Here is a 25,485-nt window from a genome sequence, read left to right as displayed (position 1 = left end):
CCTCAATCGAACAGCGAGTCGATAAAGGCCTGATCGATACCCGTACCGGGCATGGACGGGCCGTTCAACAGGTCGGAATCGGCGGAACCGGATGCGGCGGCCGGGGCGGCGTCGGGGTGACGGCGCTGCACCTCCTCCCCCATGGCGATCAGCAGGGCTTCCACCTTCTGCTCGATATGCTTCAGAGCACGCACGACCTTCGTGATGCGCTGTCCCGTGATGTCCTGGAAATTGCATGCCTCGTAAATGCCGGTCGTGATGTCCATCAGCTTGTTTGACACTTCGGCCGGCACGTCACCGGCCAGCGCCATCATCTGGTCGCAGGCATCCATGATGCGGTTGGTCGCATCCTCCGTGGCGCCGACCACGGCGTCCAGTTCATCGGTCGCCAGGGGAATATGTTCTGAATGGATATCGGCCGGCTGGATGCTGGCGATCTCCTTCTTGGCGGTATTGATGAACCGGGCCAACCCTTCCAGTTCCGCATAGACATGCAGGTGATGCTGGCCCAGGTCTCCCCCCATGGAGGACAGGACGGATGCGACAATGGTCGTCACCTCCTCACGCGAAAGGGGCTGACGCGCCTCCGCGCGGGCATTGTCCAGACGGCCCTGGAGAACCGGATCGGCAGCGGCAGTGCGGAGCATCGGGAGACACCTTCAAGCGCTAAGGACCAAGGAACCGGGCAAAGCCGGCAGAGCGAACGGACAGCGCCCGGCCGCCTTCATACAATTAATCGGGCACGGTGGGCAGCGTCTTCCGCGCTGCCAGCAAAATCGTCACTTCCTGGGCCCGCTTCTGTTCCATCGCCGCCAGGACGGGCGCAACCTTCGCCTCCTTCATGCGGCTGATCACATTGATCAGCACGTCATTTTCCAGGCTGTTGAAGATTTTCGCGGCATCCACGGGCTTCATCGTCTCGTAAATCTTCACCAGACTGTCCAGTTGGGCCTGCTGTTCACTGTTGACCTGAGTCAGCAAGCCCTGGATTTCCTGCTTCAGGCCCTGCAATTCACCGATCTTCTGATCGAATCGCTGTTCGGCCGCCGCCAGCATGGCTTCCCGCTGGTCCAGTTCGCGCGCGCGCGTGTCCAACTGCTCCCGGCGTTCCTGCAGGCGCTGGAGCAATTCCAGTTCCGTGGGGGTGAAGCTCTGACCCGGTGCGCCGGACGGGGCCGGTCCCACATCGGGTTGATGCGTGGCGGGCGGGCTGGCCGCAGGCTCGGCCGAAGCAGGCGGCTGTGCCGGCGGGGATTGGGTGGCCGGGGGATCGCCGGCCTGTGCCACCTGGGTCGGTGGCGGCGTCAACGCGGGCGCGGGCGGCAACTCGGGCAGACCCTGCGGCCCCGTCTCCTCCGCGATGGAGGGGGAGATCAGCGACAGGCCCCGCCCCGTGGTCAGGGTCAGCCAGATGTCCCCCACCTTGAAGCCCAGGACCAGCATGGCAACAAAGATGGTGGCCGGCAAAAGGCCGGGACGGACCAGTGCCCGACGCGCAGCGCGCCCCTTGCCCGGCGGAACACGCCCCTTGCCTGCGGCACGGACGGGCGCGCCGGGCCGCACGGGCTTGGCCTTGGCCGCCGCCGGCTTGCCGCCGGACGGCGTGGCGGCATTCTTCTGCGGGGGCTTGGCCGCAGGTGCGGGCTTGGGCTGCCGGGAAACGGGAAGGTCGGTCATGGGCGCAGATTCTCCAGCGCCTGAAGCAGTTCCTTCTCCGCCCGGGAGCGGGGTTCAGGTCCGCCCGGCGACGGGGCCTGCGGAGGCGGCGCCGATGTCGCAGCGCGCACGGCAGCCGCAGCGGCAGGGGCCGACGGGCGCGGCAACGGCGCGGCCGTCAGCGGCGGGGGTGGTGCGGATGGCATGACGGCCGCCCGCGCCTTGCCCGAGGCCGCTTCCAGCCGGTTGGCAAGGCCGTCGGCCGCCTGCACGATCAGCTCCATCTCCTCCTTCAGGGTCTGGGCACGGGTGATCAGGGCGGCCAGCGCCTCTCCCAATTCCTGCGCCGTGCGGCGCATGCCCTTCACCGAACTGTCCGCCTGGGCCGTCGCCTCGGCAAAGCCCTTAACCAGTTCCTCCAGTTCCGCCCGGCTTTCCTTGACGGCGGAAAGCTGCCGGTTGAGCCGCAGGGCGTAGATGATGGTCGCCACCAGCAGGCCGACGATGGCCACGTCCAGCAACAGCGAGAGGATGGAGGCGATCATGGCTGCGACTCCGGCTTGGGGGCTTCCTTGTCGATACGCACGGCGATATTCCCGCCCTTGCGGCCCATCCGGCCCAGGAACATGGGCACATCACCGCAGCGCAGTTCGATCGTCTCGTCGGGTGCGACGTTCAGCAGCACGCGGCTGCCCACCCGCCAGGACATGACTTCCTGCAATGGCAGCACGATCTCGTCCAGCACGGCGGAAAGATGCACGTCGGTCTGCCAGAGTTCGGACGCCAGATGGGTTTCCCAGATGCTGTCGCGGCCGAACTTCTCACCCATGAACATCTGCAGCAGCAGTTCGCGCACGGGTTCCAGCGTGGCATAGGGGATCAGCAGTTCCAGGCGCCCGCCCCGGTCTTCCATGTCGATGCGCAGCTTGACCAGCACGGCGGCGTTCGCCTGGCGCGCGATGGTGGCGAAACGCGGATTGGTTTCCAGCCGATCGAAACGGAAGGTGACGGGCGACAGCGGATCGAAGGCCGCCGAAAGGTCCGACAGGACCACATGCACCATGCGTTCCACCAGATTGCGCTCGATGGTAGTATAGGGCCGGCCTTCGATACGCATGGCGGCGGTGCCGCGGCGCCCGCCCAGCAGCACGTCCACGATGGAGTAGATCAGCGCCGAATTGATCACCATCAGGCCGTAATTGTCCCATTCCTCCGCCTTGAACACGGCCAGCATGGCGGGCAGAGGGATGGAGTTCAGATAGTCGCCGAACCGCACGGAACTGATCTGGTCCAGGCTGACTTCGACATTGTCGGAGGTGAAGTTGCGCAGGCTGGTCGACATCATGCGCACGAGGCGGTCGAACACCACCTCCAGCATGGGCAGGCGCTCGTAATTGACCAGCGCAGAATTGACCAGCGCCATGACGCCGGTATTGTCGCCGTCGCCCGCCCCGTCCTTGTCGAAACCCAGCAGACTGTCGATTTCATCCTGGTTCAGGACGCGCGTGGCACCGCCGCCGCCGCCCATGTCGCCAAAGGCGTCGCCGGCCCCTTCATCGGCCATGGCCGCCCATTCGGCGGCCATCCTTTCTTCTTCGCTCAGTTCCTCAGGCCCGGCCATGGAACGCACCCTTTCGCATCACTGCTGGATCAGGAATTCCTTGACCAACACATCCTTGACCTTGACAGGCGCGGCCGCCGCATTGACCCGCATCAGCAGTTCCTCCCGCAGCCGGTAGATGCCGGCGGACCCCCGCAGATCATCGACGCGCAGTTCACGCAAGTAAACCTGGAAGGCATCCGTGATGCGGGGCATCGCCTGGTCCAGCGGCACCATATCCTCCGGCCGCGCCACCTCGAACGTGATCCCCAGCTTCAACAGCGTGGCCCGCCTTTCACCCGTATTCAGGTTGATCAGGATATCGGGCATGTCCTTGTAGAGCGGCGGACCCTTATAGGGGGGCAGTTCAGGTTCGGCCGGCGCTTCCTCCGCATGCTCGCCCTCCGCCTTTTTGCCCAGCAGGCCGTCCAGCGCACCGGTGAAGAAAGCGGCAGCGGCCCCGGCGATGACCAGGACGACGGGCAGCACGATGAACAGGACGATCTTCTTGCCGCTCAACTTCTTGCGCGGCAGATCGGTCTCCGACCCGCCGCCATCGGTCTCCAACGACGTCATGCTCACCACCCCCAAAACCGACAGGCCCGCCGATGCGCGTCAAGACCCTGCGCCAAGACCCAAGGAAATCCGGCATCGCTGTCGATCCGGAATGATACCAAGCCAACTCAACGCTTTCCACGCATTTACAGCATCGAAAGCATAATTTGCGGTGAATTCCCAACAATCTTGCGCAGGAAACCAACCGGAACCGGGTCCGGAGCGGCGGGCAGCCGGTCATCCGCCCTCGATGATAAAATGCTGCAACGCAGCTTAACCCCCTTCCGGTTTGATGATACCGTCGTCCGGACCGGCAACCAGCCGGCGAATAATGCGGGGGTCTGGGGCGAATGGGCATTCACGTCGCGTTGAACCACAAGACAGTCTACCGCTACGACCGGCCGGTTTTGCTGGGCCCGCAGGTCGTGCGCCTGCGCCCCGCGCCGCACTGCCGCACGCCCATCCTCTCCTATTCGCTGAAGGTCACGCCCAAGAAACAATTCCTCAACTGGCAGCAGGACCCGCAATCCAACTGGCTGGCCCGTTTCGTCTTTCCGGAAAAGACGACCGAATTCACGCTGGAAGTCGATCTGGTGGCCGACCTGGCGGCCATCAATCCGTTCGACTTCTTTCTGGAGCCGGCGGCGGAACGGGTGCCCTTCGACTATGATCCGCTGCTGGCCAAGGACCTGAAACCCTTTCTGGAGACAGAGCCGGTGGGCCCGCACCTGCGGGAACTGCTGGACGCGGTCGACCGGTCGGAACAGGCCACCGTGGGTTTCCTGGTGGGGCTGAACGCCCGGCTGCAGGAGATGATCGGCTATGTCATCCGGCTGGAACCCGGCGTGCAGACGCCGGAGGAGACGCTGGAGAAGCGCACCGGCTCCTGCCGCGACAGCGCCTGGCTGCTGGTGCAGATCCTGCGCAATCTGGGCCTGGCGGCTCGCTTCGCCTCCGGCTACCTGATCCAGCTTGTCGCCGACCAGAAGCCCCTGGAAGGGCCGGAGGGGCCGGAGGCGGACTTCACCGACCTGCACGCCTGGTGCGAGGTGTACCTGCCGGGTGCCGGCTGGATCGGACTGGACCCGACATCGGGCCTGTTCGCGGGCGAAGGCCACATCCCCGTCGCCTGCACGCCCGATCCGTTCAGTGCCGCCCCCGTATCGGGGGCGCTGGACGAATGCGAGGTGTCGTTCGAGCATCATATGGCCGTGACCCGCATCCGCGAGCAGCCACGCACCACCAAGCCCTATTGGCCCGAACAATGGGCCGCCATCGATGCGCTGGGCCGGCAGGTGGACCGGGAGATCGTGGACGGGGATATCCGCCTGACCATGGGGGGCGAACCGACCTTCATCTCCATCGATGACATGGACGGCGCGGAATGGAATACGGCGGCATTGGGGCCCACCAAGCGCCTGCTGTCGGGCGACCTGATCCGCCGGCTGAAGCGGCGCTTTGCGCCCGGCGGCCTGCTGCATTTCGGCCAGGGCAAATGGTATCCCGGTGAAAGCCTGCCGCGCTGGGCGCTCCAGCTTTACTGGCGCAAGGATGGCGACGCGCTGTGGACGCATGAGGAATACCAGGCCGACGAGCGCCGCGACTATGGATTCACCGCCGGGCACGCCGAGAATTTCATCCGCACCCTGGCGGAAAAGCTGGGTATTTCCGGCGACTATGCCCGCGCGACATATGAGGACCCCTGGCACTATATCCAGAAGGAACGCAAGCTGCCCATCAATGTCGACCCCTTCGATTCGAAGCTCGACAGCGAGGAGGAACGGGCGCGGCTGGCCAGGGTGTTCGAGCGGGGGCTGGACCAGCCCATCGGCTTTGCCCTGCCGCTGAACCGCCGGCACGAGGCGACGGGGCCGGTCTGGCTGTCATCGGCCTGGACGACGCGGGCCGACCGTCTGTTGCTGGCCCCCGGCGACAGTCCGGTGGGTTACCGCCTGCCCCTGGGCTCCCTGCCCTGGGTGGCACCGGCGCAATATCCCTATCACTACGAGCAGGACCCGTTCGATCCGCGCACACCGCTGCCCGCCTATGAGGAACTGTCGCAGCAACTGGCGGAGAACAAGGGACGCACGGAGCCGGTGGAGAACCGCCGACGGATGGCCGACGTGCGGGAGGCCGTGCCCGAAAAGGGACAGTCGGCCTGGTGGATCGTCCGCACGGCCCTGTGCGTGGAGCCGCGGAACGGCCGGCTTTATGTCTTCATGCCCCCCACCTCTTACCTGGAGGATTGGCTGGCACTGGTGGCCGCGATCGAGGCGGCCTGCGTCGAGCTGGACATGCCGGTGGTACTGGAAGGCTACGGCCCGCCCAAGGACCCGCGCCTGGACAGCATCGCGGTCACCCCGGACCCCGGCGTGATCGAGGTGAATATCCACCCGGCCGCAAGCTGGGATGACCTGGTCCGCAACACGACCGAACTGTATGAGGACGCCCGTCAGAGCCGGCTGGCCACGGAGAAATTCGCCCTGGACGGACGGCATGTGGGCACGGGCGGCGGCAACCACGTCGTCGTCGGCGGGCCGACACCGGGGGACAGCCCGTTCCTGCGCCGGCCGGACGTGCTGCGCTCGCTGCTGACCTACTGGCAGAACCATCCGGCGCTGTCGTTCCTGTTCTCCGGCACCTTCATCGGCCCCACCAGCCAGCATCCGCGCGTGGACGAGGCGCGGCACGACAGCCTTTACGAGCTTGAAATCGCCTTCAAGGTCCTGGACGAGGCGGGGGCCGACTGCCCGCCCTGGCTGGTGGACCGCGCGCTGCGGCATCTGCTGGTCGACGTGCAGGGCAACACCCACCGCAGCGAGTTCTGCATCGACAAGCTGTACAGTCCCGACAGTTCCACGGGCCGGCTGGGGCTGCTGGAACTGCGCAGCTTTGAAATGCCGCCGCATGCACAGATGAGCCTGGTGCAGCAATTGCTGCTGCGCTCCCTGATCGCCTGGTTCTGGAAACAGCCCTATCGGGCCCGGCTGGTGCGCTGGGGCACCCGGCTGCATGAGCGCTTCATGCTGCCGCATTTCGTCGCCCAGGACATCCAGGATGTGGTCGGCGACCTGCGGGCGGCCGGCTATGCCTTCAATGAGGAATGGTTCAAGCCGCACATCAATTTCCGGTTCCCCACCCTGGGCCATGTCAGCCAGCGCGGCCTGGTGCTTGAACTGCGCACGGCTCTGGAGCCCTGGCATGTACTGGGCGAGGAGCCGGGCGGCGGCGGCACCGTGCGTTTCGTGGACAGCAGCCTGGAACGGGTGCAGGTGAAACTGTCCGGTGCCAGCGACGACCGGTTCATCGTCACCTGCAATGGCCGCAGGGTGCCACTGCATGCGACGGGTACGGAGGGCGAGTTCGTGGCCGGTGTCCGGTACCGCGCCTGGCAGCCACCTAACTGTTTGCACCCAACGATCCCCGTGCATACGCCGCTGATCTTCGATATCGTGGATAGCTGGACGGGTCGCTCGATCGGCGGCTGCACCTACCACGTGGCACATCCGGGCGGGCGGAACTTCACCACCTTCCCGGTCAATGCCAACGAGGCGGAGGGGCGGCGGCTGGCTCGGTTCTTCCCGTTCGGGCACACGCCGGGGCCGATGGCGGCACCGGTCGAGATCCGCAATCCAGAGTTTCCGTTGACCCTTGACCTACGCCTTGGCTGATCCTCCCCGCGGCAGCGCGGGCTTATCTGCGGAACCCTGGGACGAGATGGTCACGGGCGACGGTCAGGTGCGCGCGCACTGGCAGTCCTTCATCTCGTCCGGGGCCAGCGACAGCGCCTCCATGGAGGAGCGCTGGGATGCCGGCCGCCGCCTGCTGTTCCAGAACGGCGTGACCTACCATGCCTATGCCGACCCGCAGGGGGTGGAGCGACCCTGGCCGCTGGACCCCATCCCCCTGCTTCTGCCGCAGTCGGAATGGCTGATGATCGCCCGGGGGGTGCAGCAGCGTGCGCGCCTGCTCGACCGGGTGCTGGTCGATTTCTACGGACCACAGCGCCTGCTGCGCGACGGGGTTCTGCCGGCGGGCCTGGTGTTGGGCGATCCGGGCTTCCTGCGAGCATGCCACGGCCTGACGCTGCCCACGGGATCGCGTCTGACGCTGCTGGCAACCGACATGGTGCGCGACCGCGACGGCGTCTGGCGCGTCCTGTCCAGCCGCACCCAGGCCCCGACGGGCACGGGATACACACTGGAAAACCGTGTGGTGCTGAGCCAGACGCTGGCGCAATCGTTCCGGGCCTGCAACGTGGAACGGCTGTCGCCCTTCTTCGAACAATTGCGCCAGACGCTGGTGGCCCTGGCCCCGCGCCAGTCCGGTCCCGATGGCTGCCCGCGCCTCGTGCTGCTGACCCCCGGCCCCCTGAACGAGGCCTATTTCGAGCATGCGTTCCTGGCCCGCCACCTGGGTCTGACCCTGGTGGAAGGGGCGGACCTGACCGTGCGCGACCAGGCCGTCTATCTGAAAACGCTGGGCGGGCTGGAACGGATCGACGTCATCCTCCGCCGCGTGGATGATGATTTCTGTGATCCGCTGGAACTGCGCTCCGACAGCATCCTGGGCGTTGCCGGCCTGCTGGAGGCCGTGCGTGCCGGCAATGTCGTGGTGTGCAACGGATTGGGCAGCGGCGTCACGGACAGCGTGGCGCTGACGCCATGGATGGGCGAGCTTTCCCGCCACCTGCTGGGAGAGGAGCCGTTGCTGGCCGATGTCCCCACCTATTGGGGCGGGGATGCACGGCAACGGGCGGAAATGGTGGCCGGCCTGGACCGGCTGGTTTTCCGCCCCGCCTATTCCACGCTGGGCCACCGGCCGACCTTCGGGCCGGAACTGGACCATGCCGGCCGCGCCGAACTGGCGGCCAATATCCGCCGCCGCCCGCAGGATTGGGTGGCGCAGGAACCGGTCACCCCCTCCACCGCCCCCGTCTGGCGGGACGGGCGGAAGCTGGCCCGGCCGCTGGTGCTGCGCGCATTCGCCTGCGCCACGCCGGATGGCGACTGGATGGTCATGCCGGGCGGGCTGGCACGCATCAGCGCGGATGACCGTTTCGCGTCGGTCTCCCTGCAGACGGGGGCGGGCGCCAAGGATGTCTGGATCACCGGTGCGGCGGGCACCAATCCACAACGCCGGCGCGGGGCCAGTCCCCTGATGCCCGATGGCACGGGCGACACCGGCCCCCGCACGGGCGACCTGCCGTCGCGCGCCGCCGACCATCTGTTCTGGGTCGGCCGCTATGCGGAGCGGGCCGACAATGCCGTGCGCATCCTGCGGGCCGCGGCCCGCCGCCTGTCCGACGACGCCCACCCGGGCGCGGAGGAGGAATTGCTGCCGCTGCTGCGGCTGATGGGTTTCACCGGCATGATCCCGGCGGAAATTTCCGGCCTGCCCCAGGCCGATGCCGTGCGCGGCATGCGTCAGGCGCTGGAGATCGTGGCCGACCGCGGCAATCCCGGCGGCCTGCGGGCCACCATGGACCGGCTGCGCCGTGCCGCATCGGGGGTGCGTGACCGGTTGCCGGGCGAGTTCAGCCGTGTATTGACCGTGCTGGACGAAGTGTCGGCCCGGCCCGTGAAGGCCGACCCGGCAGCCATGCATCTGCATCTGGACAAGATATCGCGGCTTCTGGCCTCGTTGATCGGGCTGGAACTGGATGGCATGTCCCGCGGGCCTGCCTGGCGCTTTCTGGTGCTGGGGCGCCGCCTGGAACGCGCCATCGGCATCGTCGGCGCCTTCCATGGCTGCGGGCTTGGGGCCGGAACCAGCGCGCCGGTGGCCGCCCTGTCGGTCCTTCTGGAACTGGCCGCCGCCGCCACCGCCTACCGGGAGCGCCATCCGGTCGGCATCCGGCGCGAACAGGTGCTGTCGCTGCTGCTGGCCGACAAGGAACATCCGCGTTCCCTGGCCTTCCAGATCAAGACGGTGCAGCGGCAATTGGAGAAATTGCCGGTGGTCGAGGGCGAGACGCCGGCCACCAGCCCGTCACGGCAGGCCTTCGACCTGCTGGACGCCGCCGCCGGCCTTGTCGCCGATCCCCAGCCGGCCCGCGACCCGACCGCGCTGGCGGCGTTGGCGGAACGGCTGGGCCGTCTGCTGCCGGAAATCTCCAACCTGTTGAGCCAGGCCTATTTCAGCCATGTCTTTGCCCGCACGACGTGAACAGGTCCCGGTGGCGCTGCCGACGGATGGCGAGCCAAAGCCGGCGCCCAAGCCGGCAACGCGCTACCGCTGCACACATGTGACACGCTATGCCTACAGCGATACGGTGACCAGCGCGCAGATGCTGGCCCATCTGAAGCCGCGCCGCCACCCGCGCCAGACCTGCCATGACACCCGGCTGACCATCGTGCCATGGCCCGCCGTACTGACGGAACGGGAAGACTGGTTCGGCAATCCCGTCACCTATGCCGCCCTGCATACCCCCCATCGCGAACTGGCCGTGACGGCGGAGATGGAGGTGACGGTGGAACCGCCACCGCCCTTCCCGGCCGAGACGACACCGCCCTGGGAGGAGATCGCGGCCCTGGCGGCCGGCCGGGGCGACACGGTGGAGTTCGTGCGGCCGTCGGCGCGCGTCCCCATGGCCGACGCTGCCCTTTGCCTGTTCGCAGCCGGGTTCTTTCCCACCGGCAGGCCGGTGGGCATCGGGGCCCTGGAATTGACGCGCCGCATCCATGCCGATTTCAGCTTCGATCCCACGGCCACCACGGTCAGCACCCCGATCAGCGAGGTTCTGACCCGGCGCCGCGGCGTCTGCCAGGATTTCGCGCATCTGATGATCGGAACCTTGCGGGCGCTGGGCCTGCCGGCCCGCTATGTTTCCGGCTATCTGCGCACGCTGCCCCCGCCGGGCAAGGAGAAGCTGCGGGGGGCCGACGCCTCCCACGCCTGGGTGCAGGTCTGGTGCGGGCCGGATGAGGGCTGGATCGATCTTGACCCCACCAACGGCCGGCAGTGCGACACCGATCATCTGACCCTGGCCTGGGGACGCGATTACGACGATGTCTGCCCGCTGCGCGGCGTGATCCTGGGTGGCGGCAGCCATGGTGTGCTGGTGGCCGTGGATGTGGAGCCCGTGGACAGCCCTTGAGGTTCCAGCCCCCACGGGCCCTGCTCCCCCACCGTCGGCGGCGGCGACCCTGCCCCACACCGCCGATGGGTTCCCACGATCCGCCGACATGCGCTATAGAGCCGCTTGACGGGGAAAATGCAGCGGGGTCGGTTCGGGATGCAGGTCGGCATCGACATGGGTTTGACGGCGGAGGGGCGCACCGCCACGATGGACCTGGAGGAATTGCTGGCCACCCGCCTGCTGGTGCAGGGCAATTCCGGTTCCGGTAAATCGCACCTGCTGCGCCGGCTGCTGGAACAGTCCGCTCCCTGGGTGCAGCAATGCATCATCGATCCAGAGGGGGATTTCGTGACGCTGGCCGAGAAGTTCGGCCATGTCGTCGTCGATGCGGCCCAGCATACCGAATCCAGCCTGCAGAAGGTGGCGGCCCGCGTGCGCCAGCATCGCGTCTCCGTCGTGCTGGCCCTGGACGGCGCCGATATCGAAGGCCAGATGCGCCTGGCCGCCGCCTTCCTGGGCGGTCTGTTCGATGCCGAGCGCGATTATTGGTATCCGATGCTGGTCGTGGTGGATGAAGCACAGCTATTCGCGCCTGCGGCAGCCGGCGAGGTCTCCGACGAGGCGCGCAAGGCCAGCCTGGGGGCCATGACCAACCTGATGTGCCGGGGCCGCAAGCGCGGGCTGGCCGGCATCATCGCCACCCAGCGCCTGGCCAAGCTGGCCAAGAACGTGGCGGCGGAGGCCAGCAATTTCCTGATGGGCCGCACCTTCCTGGATATCGACATGGCGCGCGCGTCGGACCTGCTGGGCATGGAGCGCCGTCAGGCGGAGATGTTCCGCGACCTGCAGCGCGGGCATTTCGTGGCCCTGGGCCCGGCCGTGTCGCGCCGCCCCCTGCCCATCCGCATCGGCGAGGTGGAAACGTCGGGCCGTGGCGGCAGCCCGAAGCTGATGCCCCTGCCCGACCAGCCGCCGGCCGATGCCCGCGACCTGATCCTGACCCCGTCGGCAGACGAACTGGCCGCCCCGCCGCCGCCCGTGCGCAAGGCCCCACCCGCGCCGCCACCCGACATCAACACCGCCCTGCGCCTGGCCGGCCAACGCCAGGCAGAGATGGCGGCCACCGCAGCACTGAATCCCGAACCCTCGCTGTTCGAAGCTGCGGAGAATGACGGCAAGCTGGACGAGGTGCTGAGGCAGGTCCTGGCCGATCCTGATGCCGCGTTCCGCACCGATGCCGTTCTGTATCAGGATTTCCTGGTCCGCTGCCGCATCCACCGGCTGCGGGGGGAAACGCTGGACATGCCGGCCTTCCGCCGACGGCTATCGGTGATCCGGGCCGGGGTGGATGCGGAAGGGGCCGACGACCCGGACTGGACGGAGGCGGAGAAGGCCGCCAAATCCCTGCCGGAGGACATGCAGGGGGTGTTCCTGCTGCTGGCACGGGCAGCACTGGCCCAGGCGCCCTGCCCGTCCGATGCGGAGGTGGCACGCGCCTGCGGCAGCCGCTCCCCCGGACGGGCACGCCGGCTGCTATCCTATATGGAACAGCGTGGGGTGATCGTGCAGCGCGGGCTTATCGGCGGGCTGCGTGCCATCGGCCTGCCGCATCTGGGACGGGAGACAGCGGCGGGGGACCCCAACGCCCCCGACCCGCTCGACACCGATGGCGACGGTGCCGCCGGCGCGGCATGAACGGCCGCACAGGCAGCCTTGCAATGGCTGGCGATTGCCGTCATGGTGCCGGCCTTCAATTCCCCTTTTCGAGCGCGCGGAGCGACGCCCATGCCGACCGGCACCGTCAAATGGTTCAACAGCGCCAAGGGCTATGGCTTCATCACGCCTGAGGATGGCGGACCGGACGTGTTCGTCCATATCTCGGCCGTCCAGTATATCGGCCTGCCCACCCTGAAGGAGGGGCAGTTCCTGGAATATGAGGTCGAGGTCAATCGCAAGACCCGCAAGCCCATGGCCATCAACCTGCGCAACTGATCCGCCGACGGCGCCTTACTTTTGGCGCATGCGGGGTATTCCCTGTCGATGGGACACTTGCATCGGGGCCGTTCCCTGCTATGACGGCGCCCAAACCCGCGCCGGCCACCCGCCGGCGCGCCTAAGATGGGAATCCGGACCATGTCCACACTCCATAAGCAGGCGATGGATGCCGTTCTGAAGGCCGCCGAGATCGATGTTCTCGGCACCCTGGAGGAACAGGGGATCAAGGACCGGTACAGCGAGGAAGGCGACCAGGCCGCCTACGATGTCGCCATCCTGCATGGCTACCGCGTCTTCATGCGCATCTGCGAGGCCAACGGCCTGGCCGCCGATGCCGACCTGTTCGCCGAAATGGCGGCCGAACTGGCTGACGACATTGCCAACGACCGTGGCGACGCGGACTGACCCCACCCGCTTGCAAACAACCCCGGGCCCCGATCACGGTGGGTGTCGCCCATGAGGATTCGTGACAGGGCAAGTCTTGCACCTGAAGCCGCCGATTGGCTGCGCACCAGGCACAGGCTCAGTCCGTCCCCGCGCGGCGCCCGCCGTCCGGGTCAGGGGCGATCAGGTTGCGCCCGTCCCACGGGCTCAGCATCAGTCTGAAATCACGGCAGGTCAGTTCGATGTGCCGGGTCAGGATCGTGGCCGCCTGCCAGTCGATATCCGTCTCCACCGACAGGGCGACATGGTCCAGGTCCGGGCAGCGCATGCGCATCTGGTTGACCAGCCGCACCAGACGCACAAGTGCGGCGGCAAGGTCGTCCGGCAAGGCCGTTATGTCGGGATAAGGCACCATGGATCGTCGGCAAGTCTTTCAAAGGACGGGCGTTTCCGGACGGATGACGCCCGTCCCGATCTTGCCGCGTTGCCGATGGAAATTCATTGGACCATTCGGCCGCAACACCTATAACGGATAGTCGATACGCACCCGCCACCGGCGGGTTATGCCAAGGGGAGAGTGAGCCTTGTCTCAGGCGCTTCAGACGGTCGCCAAGCTGGCCCGCGCGGCAGAGAAGGGCTTGCCCATCGCCCGTGGTTCCGTCCGCATGGACGAGGCGGGCGATGTCAGCGTCACCAGCCCCACCGAAATGTCGGAACATCATTTCTTCCTGGACGGGCTGATGTTCCATGTCAGCCTGACGCCGGAGGGGGATCAGACCCTTTTCAGGATCTGGGCCGATGTGGGTTATCTGCCTTTCAGCATCGAATCCCCGGAAAAGCGCGTCCACCTGTCGCGTATCCTGCGCGCCACTGCGGGCCTGGAAAAGGCCAAGTTCATCACCGACAGCAACCAGAAGATCATCGTGCTGGGGCAGGCCCGCGTGCCGGGCCACCTGACCTTGCCCGATCTGATCTATGAGGCGCTGCAATTCCTGCAGGAAGCACGGCCCTATCTGAAGGTGTTCGGCCAGTATTTGTGATACCGGCGGCCGGATTACCGGTCGTGCGCTTGTCATGCCCCCGATTTGTCCCGCCGGGTCCACCTTCATCCGGGATGAAGGTGTCCGGACAACCGCGTGCGGTCACCAGCGGCGTCTGGCCGCGCCGAAGGGAGGACGCTTGACCAGCGGCTTCGGCGGCGGCGGGGGCGGCGGTGGCGGCGGCGGCGGTGGCAGGTCGGCCGTCACCTTCTCCCCCGCCGCCATCTGGGCCAGCGCCTGCATCAATGTGCGGGCACCGGCCATGCGGGTCTCCTCCGCATCCCAGGGCCGCAGAAACACCAGCTTGTGATCGGGTCGCAGCTTGGCCGTGCCGGCCTGCTTCTGAATGAATTCGACCAGCTTGGCGGGATTCCTGAAATTGCTGTTGCGGAACGTGACGACCGCGCCCTTCGGCCCGGCATCCAGGTTCGACACGCCGGCTTCCCGGCATAGGCGCTTGATCTCCATCAGGCGCAGCAGATTGTCGACCTCTGGCGGCAGCTTGCCGAACCGGTCGATCAGTTCCACGCCGAACGCTTCGATCTCGTCCTTCGATGTCAGGTCCGACAGGCGGCGGTACAGCGTCAGCCGCACGCCCAGGTCGGGCACATAGCTGTCGGGGATCAGGACCGGCATGCCCAGCGCGATCTGGGGCGACCAGGCGTCCTCGGCCAGTTGCGCGTCGCTCAATCCGCCGCGCGCCGCCTCCACCGCCTCTTCCAGCATCTGCTGATACAGCTCGACGCCAACCTCCCGGATCTGACCGGATTGCTCCTCGCCCAACAGGTTGCCGGCGCCGCGGATATCCATGTCGTGGCTGGCGAGCTGGAAACCGGCGCCCAGGCTGTCCAGGGTCTCCAGCACGTGCAGGCGCTGCTGCGCCGTGGCCGACAGCACCGTCTTGGGCTGATAAGTCAGGTAGGCATAGCCGCGGACCTTGGACCGGCCGACGCGGCCACGGATCTGGTAAAGCTGGGCCAGGCCGAACAGGTCGGCCCGGTGGACGATCATGGTATTGGCGCGCGGAATGTCCAGGCCCGATTCGATGATGTTGGTGGCCAGCAGCACATCGTACTTGCCGTCATCGAAGGCCGTCATCACGTCTTCCAGTTCCGTGGGCGCCATCTGGCCATGGGCGGAAACGATCTTCACCTCCGGCACCAGTTCCTCCAGCCGAGCACGGACCCGGCCCAGATCCTCCACCCGCGGGCAGACATAGAAGCTCTGCCCGCCGCGGTGATGTTCGCGCAGGATGGCCTCCCGGATCACGACCGGGTCGAAGGGCAGCACGAAGGTGCGCACGGCCAGGCGGTCGACCGGCGGCGTGGCGATCACCGACAGTTCGCGCACACCGGACAAGGCCAGTTGCAAGGTGCGCGGGATGGGCGTGGCGGACAGGGTCAGCACATGCACGTCCGCCCGCAATTCCTTCAGCCGCTCCTTCTGCTTCACGCCGAAATGCTGTTCCTCGTCCACGATGACCAGACCCAGGCGCTTGAAATCCACGCCCTTGCCCAGCAGCGCATGGGTGCCGATGACAATATCCACCGTGCCATCGGCCACGCCCTGCCGGGTCTGGGAGGATTCCCTGGTCGTGACCATGCGCGACAATTGCCCGATACGCACGGGCAGGCCGGCGAAACGGCTTTCAAAGGTGCGGGAATGCTGCCGGGCCAGCAGCGTTGTGGGCACCACGACGGCCACCTGTCGCCCCGCCATGACAGCCAGGAAGGCGGCGCGCAGCGCCACCTCCGTCTTGCCGAAACCGACATCGCCGCAGATCAGCCGGTCCATGGGCTTGCCGGACCCCATATCCTCGATCACATCATCGATGGCCCGCAACTGGTCATCGGTTTCGGCATAGGGGAAGCGGGCACAGAACTCGTCCCAGGCGCCGTCGGGGATGGGCACGGCATCGGCCCGGCGCAGCGCGCGCTCCGCCGCGATGCGCAGCAGGGCGTCGGCCATGTCCTTCAGCCGGCGCTTGACGCGGGCCTTGCGTGACTGCCAGCCCACGCCGCCCAGCTTGTCCAGCGTGGCGCCCGCGTCCTCGCTGCCATAGCGGGACAGGACCTCGATATTCTCCACCGGCACATACAGCTTGTCGCCGCCATCATAGATGAGGCGCAGGCAATCATGCGGAGCGCCGCCGACCTCCAGCGTTTCCAGCCCGTCATACTTGCCGATGCCGTGATCGATATGGACCACGAAGTCGCCGGGGTTGAGCGAGGCGGCCTCGGCGATGAAATTGGCGTTGCGGCGCTTCTTCTTCGATCCGGCGCGGACCAGACGGTCGCCCAGGATGTCCTGTTCGGTGATGATTGCCAGGCCCGGTGCCGTGAAGCCATGGTCCAGCGGCAGCACGATCAGCGCCGTCGTCCCCCGCGGCAGGGACGTCAGGTCGGCCCAACTGTCCACGGCCTGCAGGCGCGTCAGACCATGTTCCTTCAGGACCGACAGCAGCCGGTCGCGGGACCCCGTGGTATAGCCCGCGATGACCGTGCTGCGGCCATCCTTCTCCAGCGCGTGGATATGGTCGCGCAGCACGTCATAGACATTGACGCCCGGCTGCACGCGCGCATCGGCGAAATCCCGCCCCTTGCGCCCGCCGCCATCCACCATGTCCTTGTTGGACACCTCCCCTTCCACCGCGGCAAAGGGGGAGAGTTGGGCCACGGCGCGCACGGCCAGATGCCGGTCGAACGTATCCCCATCCAGGAACAGCAGCGAGGGCGGCAACGGCTTGTAGACCGGATTGCCGGATTTGCGCTCCGTCTCCGCCATGGTGCGGCGGGCCTGGTAGAAATCCTGGACCTGCTCCAGCCGCTCGTCGCGGGCCTGTTCGACATTGGGGTCAAGCGTCACCGACGCATCGGGCAGATAGTCGAACAGGGTCTCCATGGAGCTATGGAACAGCGGCAGCCAATGTTCCATGCCCGCATGCTTGCGGGCAGCACTGACGGCCTCGTACAGCGGATCATCATCGGTGACGGCCCCGAAATGCTCGCGATAGCCCGTGCGGAACCGCTGGATGGACATTTCATCCAGGAATATCTCCGACATGGGCATCAGCAGGAAGCCGTCGCGCTTCTCCACCGTCAACTGCGTCATGGGGTCGAAGCTGCGCACCCCCTCCAGATCATCGCCGAACAGGTCCAGGCGCAAGGCCTCCTGGCTGCCGGGGGGAAACAGGTCGATGATGCCGCCACGCACGGCAAATTCCCCCGGCTCGCGCACCGTCTGCGCCCGGACATAGCCGTTCTGCGCCAGAAAGCGCTGCAATTCCGCGACATTGACGCGCGTGCCGACCTTGGCGCCGAAGCTGGCATTGCGGAAGGCGAGGCGTGGCGGCACCTTCTGCACCACGGCGTTCACCGTGGTGATGACCAGCAGGGCCGACGCGCCCCTGGCCGCAGGCCGCAGCAGTCTTGTCAGGGCCGCGATGCGTTGCGCCACGATCTCCCCATTGGGGGACACGCGGTCATAAGGCAGGCAATCCCACGCCGGAAAGCCCACCACCTCCACCGACGGATCGAAGAAGGCCACCGCTTCGGCCAGCCGGGCGGCGCGGGCATCGTCGCTGGTGATATGCAGCAGGCCCGCCGCCCCGCCGCGCCGCGCCAGGGCCGCCAGGATGCGTGCATCCTGCCCGTCCGGCGTGCCCGATAGCAGCATGCGGCGGGGATGGCCCAGGTTCAGCGCGATGTCGGGCGTCGGGATCAGGCTCATGGCAATCGGCTTTGCTGCTGGCGCGGGATGGTGCGGCGGGTATAGCAGGGATCGCGGCGGATGGGAACAAAAGGGGGACGGCCGTCGCCGTGCCATTCGGCGTGGATACCGGGGGCGGGATTTCCCGACCCCGGTATTACCGGTAGCGGTGAGCCCGCAGCATCTCCATCAGCGGCCCCTGCCATTCCGGCGGAGTCGGTTCCTGTCCCGTGATCCAGTTGTAGAGATCGGGGTCGGACATCTCCAGCAACACCTCGAACCGGTCCACCAGATCGTCGTCCATCGCGGCGACATGCTTGCGGGCGAAGCTGCCCAGCAGCAGGTCCATCTCCTTCGTACCGCGATGGTCGCTGCGGAAGATCAGGCGCTTGCGGCGGGGGTCCAGGTCGGCGTCGGGCAGATCGATCATCATCTTGGTTCCGGTTTGAAGCTGGGCTTTGATATAGAACCAGACGGGCGGCCTGTCAGCCGTCCGCTGTCCCATCGTCCCCGTGACAGATAGAGCCGCCCCTTGCGCCCCGCCATCCTGTTCCCCCTTTTCGCGCCCGTGACCAGCCTTCCTGGGCTGGGTCCGCGCCTTGGCAAGCTGGCCGAGAAGCTGGCCGGCCCGCATGTCGTGGACCTGCTGTGGCACAAGCCGACGGGCATCGTGGACCGAATCCAGGTGCCCGCCATCGCCGAGGCGCCGGAGGGACGGCACGTCGTGCTGACGGTGCGGGTGGACGGTCACATGCCGCCGCTGGCCCCCAACCGCCCTTATCGCATACGCTGCATCGACCATACGGGATCGATGGATCTGGTCTATTTCCACATCAAGGGCGACTGGCTGGAAAAGAAGCTGCCCCCGGGCAGCCAGATCATCGTTTCCGGCAAGGCCGAATATTATAACAACCATCTCCAGATCGCCCATCCCGACCATGCCGCCCCGGCGGAGGAAGGGGCCCCGCCCTCGTCGACGGAGCCCACATATCCGCTGACGGGCGGCCTGAACCCCAAGCCGTTGCGCACGGCCATCCAGGCCGCCCTGGCTCGCGCGCCCGAACTGCCGGAATGGCAGGATGCTGCCTGGCTGAAGCGGCGCGACTGGCCGGACTGGCATACGGCCCTGACCCGCCTTCACCACCCGGTGGATGAAGGGGACATCAATCCGCTGGGGCCGGTGCGGCAACGCCTGGCCTTCGATGAATTGCTGGCCAACCAGTTGGCCCTGGTGCTGGTCCGCGCACAGCAGAAAAAGCTGACGGGGCGGGAGACCCAGGGCGACGGGCGCCTGCGCGCTGCCGTCTCCGCCGCCCTCCCCTATCGCCTGACGGGCGCACAGGAACGGTCGCTGGCGGAGATCCATGCCGACATGGCGTCCAAGTCCCGCATGCTGCGCCTGTTGCAGGGCGATGTGGGCAGCGGCAAGACCATCGTGGCCCTGATGTGCATGCTGAACGCCGTGGAAACGGGCGCCCAGGCCGCCCTGATGGCACCGACGGAGATCCTGGCACGCCAGCATGCGGAAACACTGGCACCGCTGTGCGAGGCCGCGGGCGTGCGGCTGGCCGTACTGACCGGCCGCGACAAGGGCAAGGCGCGGGCCGCCCTGCTGGAAAGGCTGGCGGCGGGGGAGATCGACATCCTGGTCGGCACCCACGCCCTGTTCCAGGAGGAGGTGACCTTCGCCGACCTGGCCATTGCCGTCATCGACGAGCAGCACAAGTTCGGCGTGCATCAGCGCCTGCAACTGGCGGCCAAGGGGCGTGGGGTCGACACGCTGGTCATGACGGCCACCCCCATCCCCCGCACCCTGACGCTGACCGTCTATGGCGACATGGACGTGTCACGCCTGGACGAGAAGCCGCCGGGACGCCAGCCCGTGAAGACCGTCGTCATGCATGCCGACCGGCTGGAGGAGGTGGCGGGCAGCCTGTCCCGCGCCATTGCGTCCGGCCAGCGCATCTATTGGGTCTGCCCGCTGGTGGATGAAAGCGAGCAGGTGGACCTGGCCGCCGCGACGCACCGGCACGCCGCCCTGGCCGAACGGCTGGGGGACAGGGTGGGCCTGATCCATGGCAAGATGAAGGGAACGGACAAGGATGCCGTCATGGCCGCCTTTGCCGAAGGGCGGCTGGACGTGCTGGTCGCCACGACCGTGATCGAGGTGGGGGTGAACGTGCCCGAGGCCACGATCATGGTGATCGAACATGCCGAACGGTTCGGGCTGGCCCAGCTTCACCAGTTGCGCGGGCGGGTGGGCCGTGGCACGGGCGCCAGCACCTGCCTGCTGCTCTATTACCAGCCCTTGGGAGAGGTGGCACGTCAGCGCCTGCAGGTGATGAAGGATACCGAAGATGGATTCATCATCGCCGAAAAGGACCTGGAATTGCGTGGGGCCGGCGAGATGCTGGGCACCAAGCAATCGGGCATCCCGGAATTCCGGCTGGCCGATCTGGCGGTGCATGGCGAGCTGCTGGCCGTCGCCCGCGACGATGCGCGGCTGATCGTGGAACGCGACCCGGAACTGGAGACGGAGCGCGGAACGGCACTGCGGACGCTGCTCTATCTGTTCGAGCGGGATGCGGCGATTAGGTACCTGCGGTCGGGGTGATCCCCGCCCATGCTTGCCGTCCGGCGGCGGAGGTGGAACATTCCACCCATGACAGACAGAAGGCCCCCCATGCCCCACGCCCCCTCCTGGTATGCCGACACGGCCCATGCAGCACCCGCCCGCCCCCTGCTGGTCGGCGACACGGTGGCCGATGTCTGCATCGTCGGCGGTGGCTATACGGGGCTGGTGACAGCCATTGAGCTGGCGGGCAAGGGGCTGTCCGTCATCGTGCTGGAGGCGGAGACCGTCGGCTGGGGTGCGTCGGGGCGCAATGGCGGGCAGATCGTCACCGGCTTCAACAAGGGGATGGACCAGATCGAGGGCTGGGTGGGCAAGGACGATGCCCGCCATCTCTGGGACCTGTCGGAAGAGGCCAAGGCCATGCTGTCCGATCTGGTCGACCGCCATCGGATCGATTGCGACCTGAAATGGGGCTATCTGCTGGCCGCCCTGAAGCCGCGGCACATGACGGGGCTGGCGGAACACAAGGCGGAACTGGAGGGGCTCGGCTATCACAGGACGCGCATGGTCGAGCGCGACGAGGTCCGGTCCATGGTGGCCACCGATGCCTATCTGGGCGGGCTGTATGACGAGGGCAGCGGACAGTTGCATCCGCTGAACTATGCACTGGGCCTGGCCCTGGCAGCGGAGGGGATGGGCGTGCGCATCCATGAACGCAGCCGTGTGGTCCGCGTCGATACCGGCGACAATCCGCGGGCCTTCACGGCCACAGGCACCGTATCGGCCCGCTTTCTGGTGCTGGCCGGCAATGCCTATCTGGGCGGCCTATGCCGGCCCATCCGCAGCCGCGTGATGCCGGCAGGCACCTACATCATCGGCACCGAACCGATGGACCCCGACCGGGCCCGGGCCCTCATCCCCTCCGGTATCGCCGTGGCGGACATCAATTTCGTGCTGAACTATTACCGCCGCAGCCCGGACCACCGGTTCCTGTTCGGCGGCGGCGTCAGTTATTCCGGTTTCGACCAGCCGGGGCTGAAACAATCGCTGCGCCGGACCATGCTGAAATATTTCCCGCAACTGGCCGATCTCGCCATCGACTATTGCTGGGGCGGGCATGTGGCCATCACCATGAACCGCATGCCGCATCTGGGCCGCGTCAGTCCCACCACCTATTTCGCCCAGGGCTATAGCGGGCACGGCGTGGCGCTGACGGCCATCGCCGGCCGGGTGATCGCGGAGGCGATTGCGGGCCAGGCGGGACGGCTGGACGTGTTCGCCCGTATCCCCCACCGCCCCTTCCCCGGCCCTGCGGGGCTGAAGATGCCGGCCCTGGTGCTGGGCATGATGTGGTACCGGCTGCGCGACTTACTATAAGGCCGACGGCAAAGGCCCCTGGCCCCTGCGGTTCAGGGCTTCACCGCCAGCGCGATCCAGCCGGGCACCGGCTCCCCCCGTTGGGTGCGGGCGCTGAAGGGGGCAAGATGGCGCAATTCCAGCCCGGCATCCGCCACGGCCCGGCGCAGATGCGCCTCCCCATGGGCGAAGCGCCGCCCCTCATGCAGGATGAAGCCCGGTTCGACCGTCCGCTCGCAGGTGAAGGCGAAATGGCCACCATCGGCCAGGGTCACCGCCGCCGCCGCCATGACGGGGTTGAGGTCGCCGACATAGACCAGCACATCGGCCGCCACCACCAGATCATGCGCCGCCGGCCGCGCCAGCATGCTGGCCACCAGATCACCGACCCACAGCGCATCATAGATCTGCCGCGCGCGGGATTTTTCCACCATACGGGGCGACAGGTCGAACCCGGCCAGATGCGCAGCGACCGGGCGCAGGGCCGCCCCGGCCAGCCCCGTGCCGCATCCAGCGTCCAGCAGCCGCAGCCCCGCGCCGGGACCGATCCCATGGTCCAGCAGCAGGTCGCGCAGCGCACCGGGCCCGCCATAGCGAAGCTTTCCGACCAGTTCCTGCTCGAACCGGTCGGCATAACTGTCGAACAGCGCGCGCACGAAGGCCGCGGACAGCGTCGCCGCGGCCGGGCCGTGGGCCAGTTCGGCCAGCGCCGCGGCGGCACCGCCCGTATCGTCCGGATCGGCCTGCAGGGCCGCGCGCAGCACGGCGGCGGCCTTGCCCGGCTCGTCCAGTTGCGTCCAAAGGCGGGCCAGAATGACGCGGCCACGCGGCAGCGCGGGATCGGCCGGGTGGGCACGCCGCAGCGCGCCGTCCAGCATTTCCACGGCGGACAGCCCCTCGTCAGCGGCCAGCATGACCTGTGCCGTATCGATCAATATCTCCAGGTCGTGCCGTGCCAGGAACCGCGCCTCGCGCGCATGGGCCAGCGCCGCGTCCCGGTCACCCGCCGCCAGCATCAGGTGGGCCATGTGGCGATGGCCCATCGCATCGTCAGGCCGCGCGTCCAGCAGCAGCCGGCACGGCTCCATGGCCTCCCCGTGCCGACCCAGCCCGGCCAGGGCCGCCACCAGGCCCCGCAGGCAGGGCAACCGGTCCGGCTCTTCCGCCAGGGCACCCCGGAAGGCCTGCGACGCCTCCTCCAGCTTGCCTTTCTCCAGCAGCAGGTCGCCCAGCAAACCCGCCGCCTCCGCCCCGCCGCCCATGGCAAGCAGGATGGCAACCGCACCATCAGCGTCCTGACGGTCCAGATGGGCGTAGGCTTGGGTGATCACGTCGGTCATGGCGAATCCGGAAAACGCGGGCCGGCCGCTGCCGGGCGGATCGCGCTATATCATGCCGGTGAATGGCCGCCAGGGGGTACCGATGGGACAAACCAGCCCTTCTCGTGGGGATATATGCGGCGAATACAGCAAATCCAATGATTCCCGGTTGACCCAATGCGTCTAATCTGGAATTGCTATGCGGCCGGTGCATGGTGCCGGTCATGGTTTTCTTCAGGGAGCGGTCACCGCATTTCGTAACGGTGGCCTGGGCATGGGTCCCGCGCACAAGCGGGAATTTCGTCGGCGGCATCACCGCCGGGAACGCGACAGGGGGAACGAGGATGAAAGAGATGCAGATGCGCATGCGACGCGCCGCAGTCCCTTCCATCCGTGACTCCGCCCTGTTCATTGCCTTCTCCTTTGTATTCGCGCTGACCTTTCTCGCCGCGCCCGCTCGGGCCGCATGCCTTGACCATATCGTGGCCGCGGAAAAGGAATTCAGCATCCCGAAGGGCATCCTGATGGCCGTGTCCCTGGTGGAAAGCGGTTCCGGTGGTGCTCCCTCCCCCTATGCCATGAATATCCGCGGCCGCACGGTCTCGCCCCGCACGGAAGCGGAGGCTGCAACCTACCTGCGTGACAATCAGGGCAACCTGCGTGGTGCCGTCTATGCCGGCTGCATGCAGCTTTCGCTGACCCATCACAAGCAGGCCTTCCGTCCGGTCGAAAAGATCGTGAACCCGGAAGCCAATGTCCGCTATGCCGCCCGGTATCTGGTGACCCTGCGCCGGGAAACCGGAAGCTGGGCCGGGGCCGTCGCCCGCTATAATGGCGCCAGCGGCACGAAGGCGGCCGCCTATCAGTGCAAGATCAAGCAACAGCTTGTCAGCCTGGGCGCCCAGACCAGTGCCGATCTGGTTGGTGTCCCCGATTGCGCTGGCCAGAAGACGCCGCATGTCGCCCCCCGCACCCGCCGCGCCTTTGAGAAGCTGGACGATATCCCTGTCGGCTGAGCGGCTGTCTTTCTGGTCGCAGCGCCGGTCGTGCCGGGGCCCCGTCAGCATGGCCAGCCCCTGACCTTCCCGATCATCTGCCACCTGATTATCCAGCAGCCGCTGGTTCTGCCGCCGGTTCGTTTGACGCCCGTGATTTGCCGGTTCTGCCCGGACTGGCAACCCGGTGCCATGTCTGCCATGTAAAGCCGGGGCTGGTGTCCGCCGCGGGGATCACGCACGAAAGGTGCCGGTCCCCTTCGCCCGCACCGGAAACCATGTACCGTCTTTCCACCCTGCCCCCTGTCGGCCGCGCCATCCTGACGATGGTGGTGGCGGTGGCGATGTTCAGCACGATGAATGTGCTGGTGAAATGGCTGGGCTCCTCCTACCCCGTGACACAGGTGATCTTCTTCCGGGCATCGATCGCGCTGGTCGTGATCCTGCCGCTGGTCCATCGCGCGGGCGGCCTTGCCTCGCTGCGCACCGCGCGGCCCCTGGGGCACCTGGCCCGTTGCCTGATCGGTGTCACCTCCATGGCCTGCGGCTTCACGGCCATTACCTATCTGCCGCTGGCCAATGCCGCCGCCTTTGCCTTCACGGCCCCGCTCTGGACAACGCTGCTGGGCCTGCTGATCCTGGGGGAGAGGGTGCGATGGCGGCGGGCGGTGGCGCTTGTGGTGGGCTTCGCCGGGGTGCTGATCATGCTGCGCCCCGATGCCAACCTGCTGCGCGAGGCGATGGCGGGTGGCCGGGTGGCCGTCGGCAGCCTGCTGGCTCTGACCTCCGCCGCCCTGGCCGCCTGTGCCATGATCTCCATCCGGCGCCTGTCCGCAACGGAACCCAGCACGACCATCGTCTTCTATTTCATGCTGAGCGGCAGCATCATCATGGGACTGGCGTGCCTGCCCGACTTCGTGATGCCGACGCCCACCGATGCCCTGCTTTTCGTCGCGTTGGGCGTCGTGGGTGGGGTGGGGCAGCTTTTGCTGACCAGCGCCTATCGTGGCGCGCCGGTGGCCGTCATCGCGCCCTTCGACTATACGGCCATGCTGTGGGCCACGGGCTATGGCTATCTGATCTGGTCGGAGGTGCCCCATCCCATGGTAGCGCTTGGGGCCTTGATCGTGATCGGCAGCGGGGTCTACATCATATGGCGTGAATCCAAGCTGGGCATGATCCACAAGGCCCAGGCCGCCAGCACCACGAAGAACCTGTAAC

General features: G+C 67.1%; 20 protein-coding genes. 11 read left to right on the top strand and 9 right to left on the bottom strand.

What is annotated here, in order from left to right; all coding sequences use genetic code 11:
• Window positions 1-2: 2 nt before the first annotated feature.
• The 5 genes from ABC728_RS22015 to ABC728_RS21995 all read right to left on the bottom strand — a co-directional run bounded on the left by ABC728_RS22015 (window position 3) and on the right by ABC728_RS21995 (window position 3,832).
• Entirely contained in the window at window positions 3-647 is a 645-nt protein-coding gene (locus ABC728_RS22015) for a protein phosphatase CheZ (RefSeq protein WP_416617281.1), read from the bottom strand.
• Window positions 648-732: 85 nt separating this feature from the next.
• Window positions 733-1,677 (bottom strand): MotE family protein, encoded by a 945-nt coding sequence (locus ABC728_RS22010; protein ID WP_416617282.1) that lies wholly within the window; start codon window positions 1,675-1,677, stop codon window positions 733-735.
• A complete protein-coding gene (locus tag ABC728_RS22005; RefSeq protein WP_445376501.1) occupies window positions 1,674-2,201 on the bottom strand; it encodes a DUF6468 domain-containing protein in 528 nt (175 codons plus the stop codon). The genes ABC728_RS22010 and ABC728_RS22005 overlap by 4 nt, the downstream gene beginning before the upstream one ends.
• Window positions 2,198-3,277 (bottom strand): flagellar motor switch protein FliM, encoded by a 1,080-nt coding sequence (gene fliM / locus ABC728_RS22000; RefSeq protein WP_445376500.1) that lies wholly within the window; start codon window positions 3,275-3,277, stop codon window positions 2,198-2,200. The genes ABC728_RS22005 and fliM overlap by 4 nt, the downstream gene beginning before the upstream one ends.
• An 18-nt stretch (window positions 3,278-3,295) precedes the next feature.
• A complete protein-coding gene (locus tag ABC728_RS21995) occupies window positions 3,296-3,832 on the bottom strand; it encodes a flagellar basal body-associated FliL family protein (protein WP_416617285.1) in 537 nt (178 codons plus the stop codon).
• Window positions 3,833-4,161: 329 nt separating this feature from the next.
• Here ABC728_RS21995 and ABC728_RS21990 point away from each other — a divergent pair, with 329 nt between their 5' ends.
• The 6 genes from ABC728_RS21990 (at window position 4,162) to ABC728_RS21965 (ending at window position 13,292) form a co-directional block, all read left to right on the top strand.
• Window positions 4,162-7,482, top strand: coding sequence for a transglutaminase family protein (locus tag ABC728_RS21990; protein ID WP_416617286.1), 3,321 nt, complete (start codon window positions 4,162-4,164; stop codon window positions 7,480-7,482).
• On the top strand, window positions 7,475-9,979 hold the full coding sequence (locus tag ABC728_RS21985; protein WP_416617287.1) for a circularly permuted type 2 ATP-grasp protein: 2,505 nt from the start codon (window positions 7,475-7,477) through the stop codon (window positions 9,977-9,979). The genes ABC728_RS21990 and ABC728_RS21985 overlap by 8 nt, the downstream gene beginning before the upstream one ends.
• Window positions 9,957-10,910: a transglutaminase family protein gene (locus ABC728_RS21980; RefSeq protein ID WP_416617288.1), complete on the top strand. Its 954-nt coding sequence runs from the start codon at window positions 9,957-9,959 to the stop codon at window positions 10,908-10,910. Before ABC728_RS21985 ends, ABC728_RS21980 begins: the two co-directional genes overlap by 23 nt.
• 138 nt (window positions 10,911-11,048) lie before the next feature.
• Window positions 11,049-12,587, top strand: coding sequence for a helicase HerA domain-containing protein (locus tag ABC728_RS21975; RefSeq protein WP_416617625.1), 1,539 nt, complete (start codon window positions 11,049-11,051; stop codon window positions 12,585-12,587).
• A gap of 90 nt (window positions 12,588-12,677) precedes the next feature.
• Window positions 12,678-12,884 carry a cold-shock protein gene (locus tag ABC728_RS21970; RefSeq protein ID WP_416617289.1) on the top strand — a complete coding sequence of 69 codons (207 nt, stop codon included), beginning with the start codon at window positions 12,678-12,680 and terminating at the stop codon, window positions 12,882-12,884.
• A 141-nt stretch (window positions 12,885-13,025) separates the two neighbouring features.
• Window positions 13,026-13,292, top strand: coding sequence for a hypothetical protein (locus ABC728_RS21965; RefSeq protein WP_416617290.1), 267 nt, complete (start codon window positions 13,026-13,028; stop codon window positions 13,290-13,292).
• A 118-nt stretch (window positions 13,293-13,410) separates the two neighbouring features.
• Here the strand turns inward: ABC728_RS21965 and ABC728_RS21960 are convergent, their stop codons facing one another.
• A complete protein-coding gene (locus ABC728_RS21960; RefSeq protein ID WP_416617291.1) occupies window positions 13,411-13,686 on the bottom strand; it encodes a hypothetical protein in 276 nt (91 codons plus the stop codon).
• Between the two features lie 169 nt (window positions 13,687-13,855).
• Between ABC728_RS21960 and ABC728_RS21955 the strand changes: the two genes are divergently transcribed.
• On the top strand, window positions 13,856-14,311 hold the full coding sequence (locus tag ABC728_RS21955) for a hypothetical protein (RefSeq protein WP_416617292.1): 456 nt from the start codon (window positions 13,856-13,858) through the stop codon (window positions 14,309-14,311).
• Between the two features lie 102 nt (window positions 14,312-14,413).
• Here the strand turns inward: ABC728_RS21955 and mfd are convergent, their stop codons facing one another.
• Together mfd and ABC728_RS21945 are read right to left on the bottom strand one after the other, a co-directional pair.
• Entirely contained in the window at window positions 14,414-18,040 is a 3,627-nt protein-coding gene (gene mfd / locus ABC728_RS21950) for a transcription-repair coupling factor (protein ID WP_416617293.1), read from the bottom strand.
• Between the two features lie 136 nt (window positions 18,041-18,176).
• The gene (locus ABC728_RS21945) at window positions 18,177-18,452 is read right to left on the bottom strand and encodes a succinate dehydrogenase assembly factor 2 (RefSeq protein ID WP_416617294.1); all 276 of its coding nucleotides are present in this window, start codon (window positions 18,450-18,452) and stop codon (window positions 18,177-18,179) included.
• A gap of 99 nt (window positions 18,453-18,551) precedes the next feature.
• Here ABC728_RS21945 and recG point away from each other — a divergent pair, with 99 nt between their 5' ends.
• Both recG and ABC728_RS21935 read left to right on the top strand, forming a co-directional pair.
• Entirely contained in the window at window positions 18,552-20,633 is a 2,082-nt protein-coding gene (recG, locus tag ABC728_RS21940) for an ATP-dependent DNA helicase RecG (RefSeq protein ID WP_416617295.1), read from the top strand.
• Window positions 20,634-20,702: 69 nt separating this feature from the next.
• A complete protein-coding gene (locus tag ABC728_RS21935) occupies window positions 20,703-21,971 on the top strand; it encodes an NAD(P)/FAD-dependent oxidoreductase (RefSeq protein WP_416617296.1) in 1,269 nt (422 codons plus the stop codon).
• Between the two features lie 32 nt (window positions 21,972-22,003).
• Here ABC728_RS21935 and ABC728_RS21930 read toward each other — a convergent pair whose 3' ends face one another.
• Window positions 22,004-23,290, bottom strand: a complete 1,287-nt coding sequence (locus ABC728_RS21930; RefSeq protein ID WP_416617297.1) for a methyltransferase — start codon at window positions 23,288-23,290, stop codon at window positions 22,004-22,006.
• 332 nt (window positions 23,291-23,622) lie between these two features.
• On the opposite strand from ABC728_RS21930, the gene ABC728_RS21925 reads away from it, so the two are divergent.
• Both ABC728_RS21925 and ABC728_RS21920 read left to right on the top strand, forming a co-directional pair.
• Window positions 23,623-24,285, top strand: coding sequence for a transglycosylase SLT domain-containing protein (locus tag ABC728_RS21925; RefSeq protein ID WP_416617298.1), 663 nt, complete (start codon window positions 23,623-23,625; stop codon window positions 24,283-24,285).
• 257 nt (window positions 24,286-24,542) lie between these two features.
• Complete coding sequence (locus ABC728_RS21920) at window positions 24,543-25,484, top strand: DMT family transporter (protein ID WP_416617299.1); 942 nt, start codon at window positions 24,543-24,545, stop codon at window positions 25,482-25,484.
• Window position 25,485 lies beyond the last annotated feature (1 nt).

The organism is Niveispirillum fermenti (assembly GCF_052474395.1).
Note: the sequence above shows the minus strand (reverse complement) of the source record. Positions and strands in the feature narration are given on the sequence as shown.

Coding starts and splice junctions, on each gene's coding strand:
- ABC728_RS21980 (WP_416617288.1), top strand. CDS start 9,957: ATGTCTTTGCCCGCACGACGTGAACAGGTCCCGGTGGCGCTGCCGACG.
- mfd (WP_416617293.1), bottom strand. CDS start 18,040: ATGAGCCTGATCCCGACGCCCGACATCGCGCTGAACCTGGGCCATCCC.
- ABC728_RS21945 (WP_416617294.1), bottom strand. CDS start 18,452: ATGATGATCGATCTGCCCGACGCCGACCTGGACCCCCGCCGCAAGCGC.
- ABC728_RS22005 (WP_445376501.1), bottom strand. CDS start 2,201: ATGATCGCCTCCATCCTCTCGCTGTTGCTGGACGTGGCCATCGTCGGC.
- ABC728_RS21935 (WP_416617296.1), top strand. CDS start 20,703: ATGCCCCACGCCCCCTCCTGGTATGCCGACACGGCCCATGCAGCACCC.
- ABC728_RS21990 (WP_416617286.1), top strand. CDS start 4,162: ATGGGCATTCACGTCGCGTTGAACCACAAGACAGTCTACCGCTACGAC.
- ABC728_RS21970 (WP_416617289.1), top strand. CDS start 12,678: ATGCCGACCGGCACCGTCAAATGGTTCAACAGCGCCAAGGGCTATGGC.
- fliM (WP_445376500.1), bottom strand. CDS start 3,277: ATGGCCGGGCCTGAGGAACTGAGCGAAGAAGAAAGGATGGCCGCCGAA.
- ABC728_RS21920 (WP_416617299.1), top strand. CDS start 24,543: ATGTACCGTCTTTCCACCCTGCCCCCTGTCGGCCGCGCCATCCTGACG.
- ABC728_RS21975 (WP_416617625.1), top strand. CDS start 11,049: ATGCAGGTCGGCATCGACATGGGTTTGACGGCGGAGGGGCGCACCGCC.
- ABC728_RS21965 (WP_416617290.1), top strand. CDS start 13,026: ATGTCCACACTCCATAAGCAGGCGATGGATGCCGTTCTGAAGGCCGCC.
- ABC728_RS22010 (WP_416617282.1), bottom strand. CDS start 1,677: ATGACCGACCTTCCCGTTTCCCGGCAGCCCAAGCCCGCACCTGCGGCC.
- ABC728_RS21960 (WP_416617291.1), bottom strand. CDS start 13,686: ATGGTGCCTTATCCCGACATAACGGCCTTGCCGGACGACCTTGCCGCC.
- ABC728_RS21995 (WP_416617285.1), bottom strand. CDS start 3,832: ATGACGTCGTTGGAGACCGATGGCGGCGGGTCGGAGACCGATCTGCCG.
- ABC728_RS21925 (WP_416617298.1), top strand. CDS start 23,623: ATGCAGATGCGCATGCGACGCGCCGCAGTCCCTTCCATCCGTGACTCC.
- ABC728_RS22015 (WP_416617281.1), bottom strand. CDS start 647: ATGCTCCGCACTGCCGCTGCCGATCCGGTTCTCCAGGGCCGTCTGGAC.
- ABC728_RS21930 (WP_416617297.1), bottom strand. CDS start 23,290: ATGACCGACGTGATCACCCAAGCCTACGCCCATCTGGACCGTCAGGAC.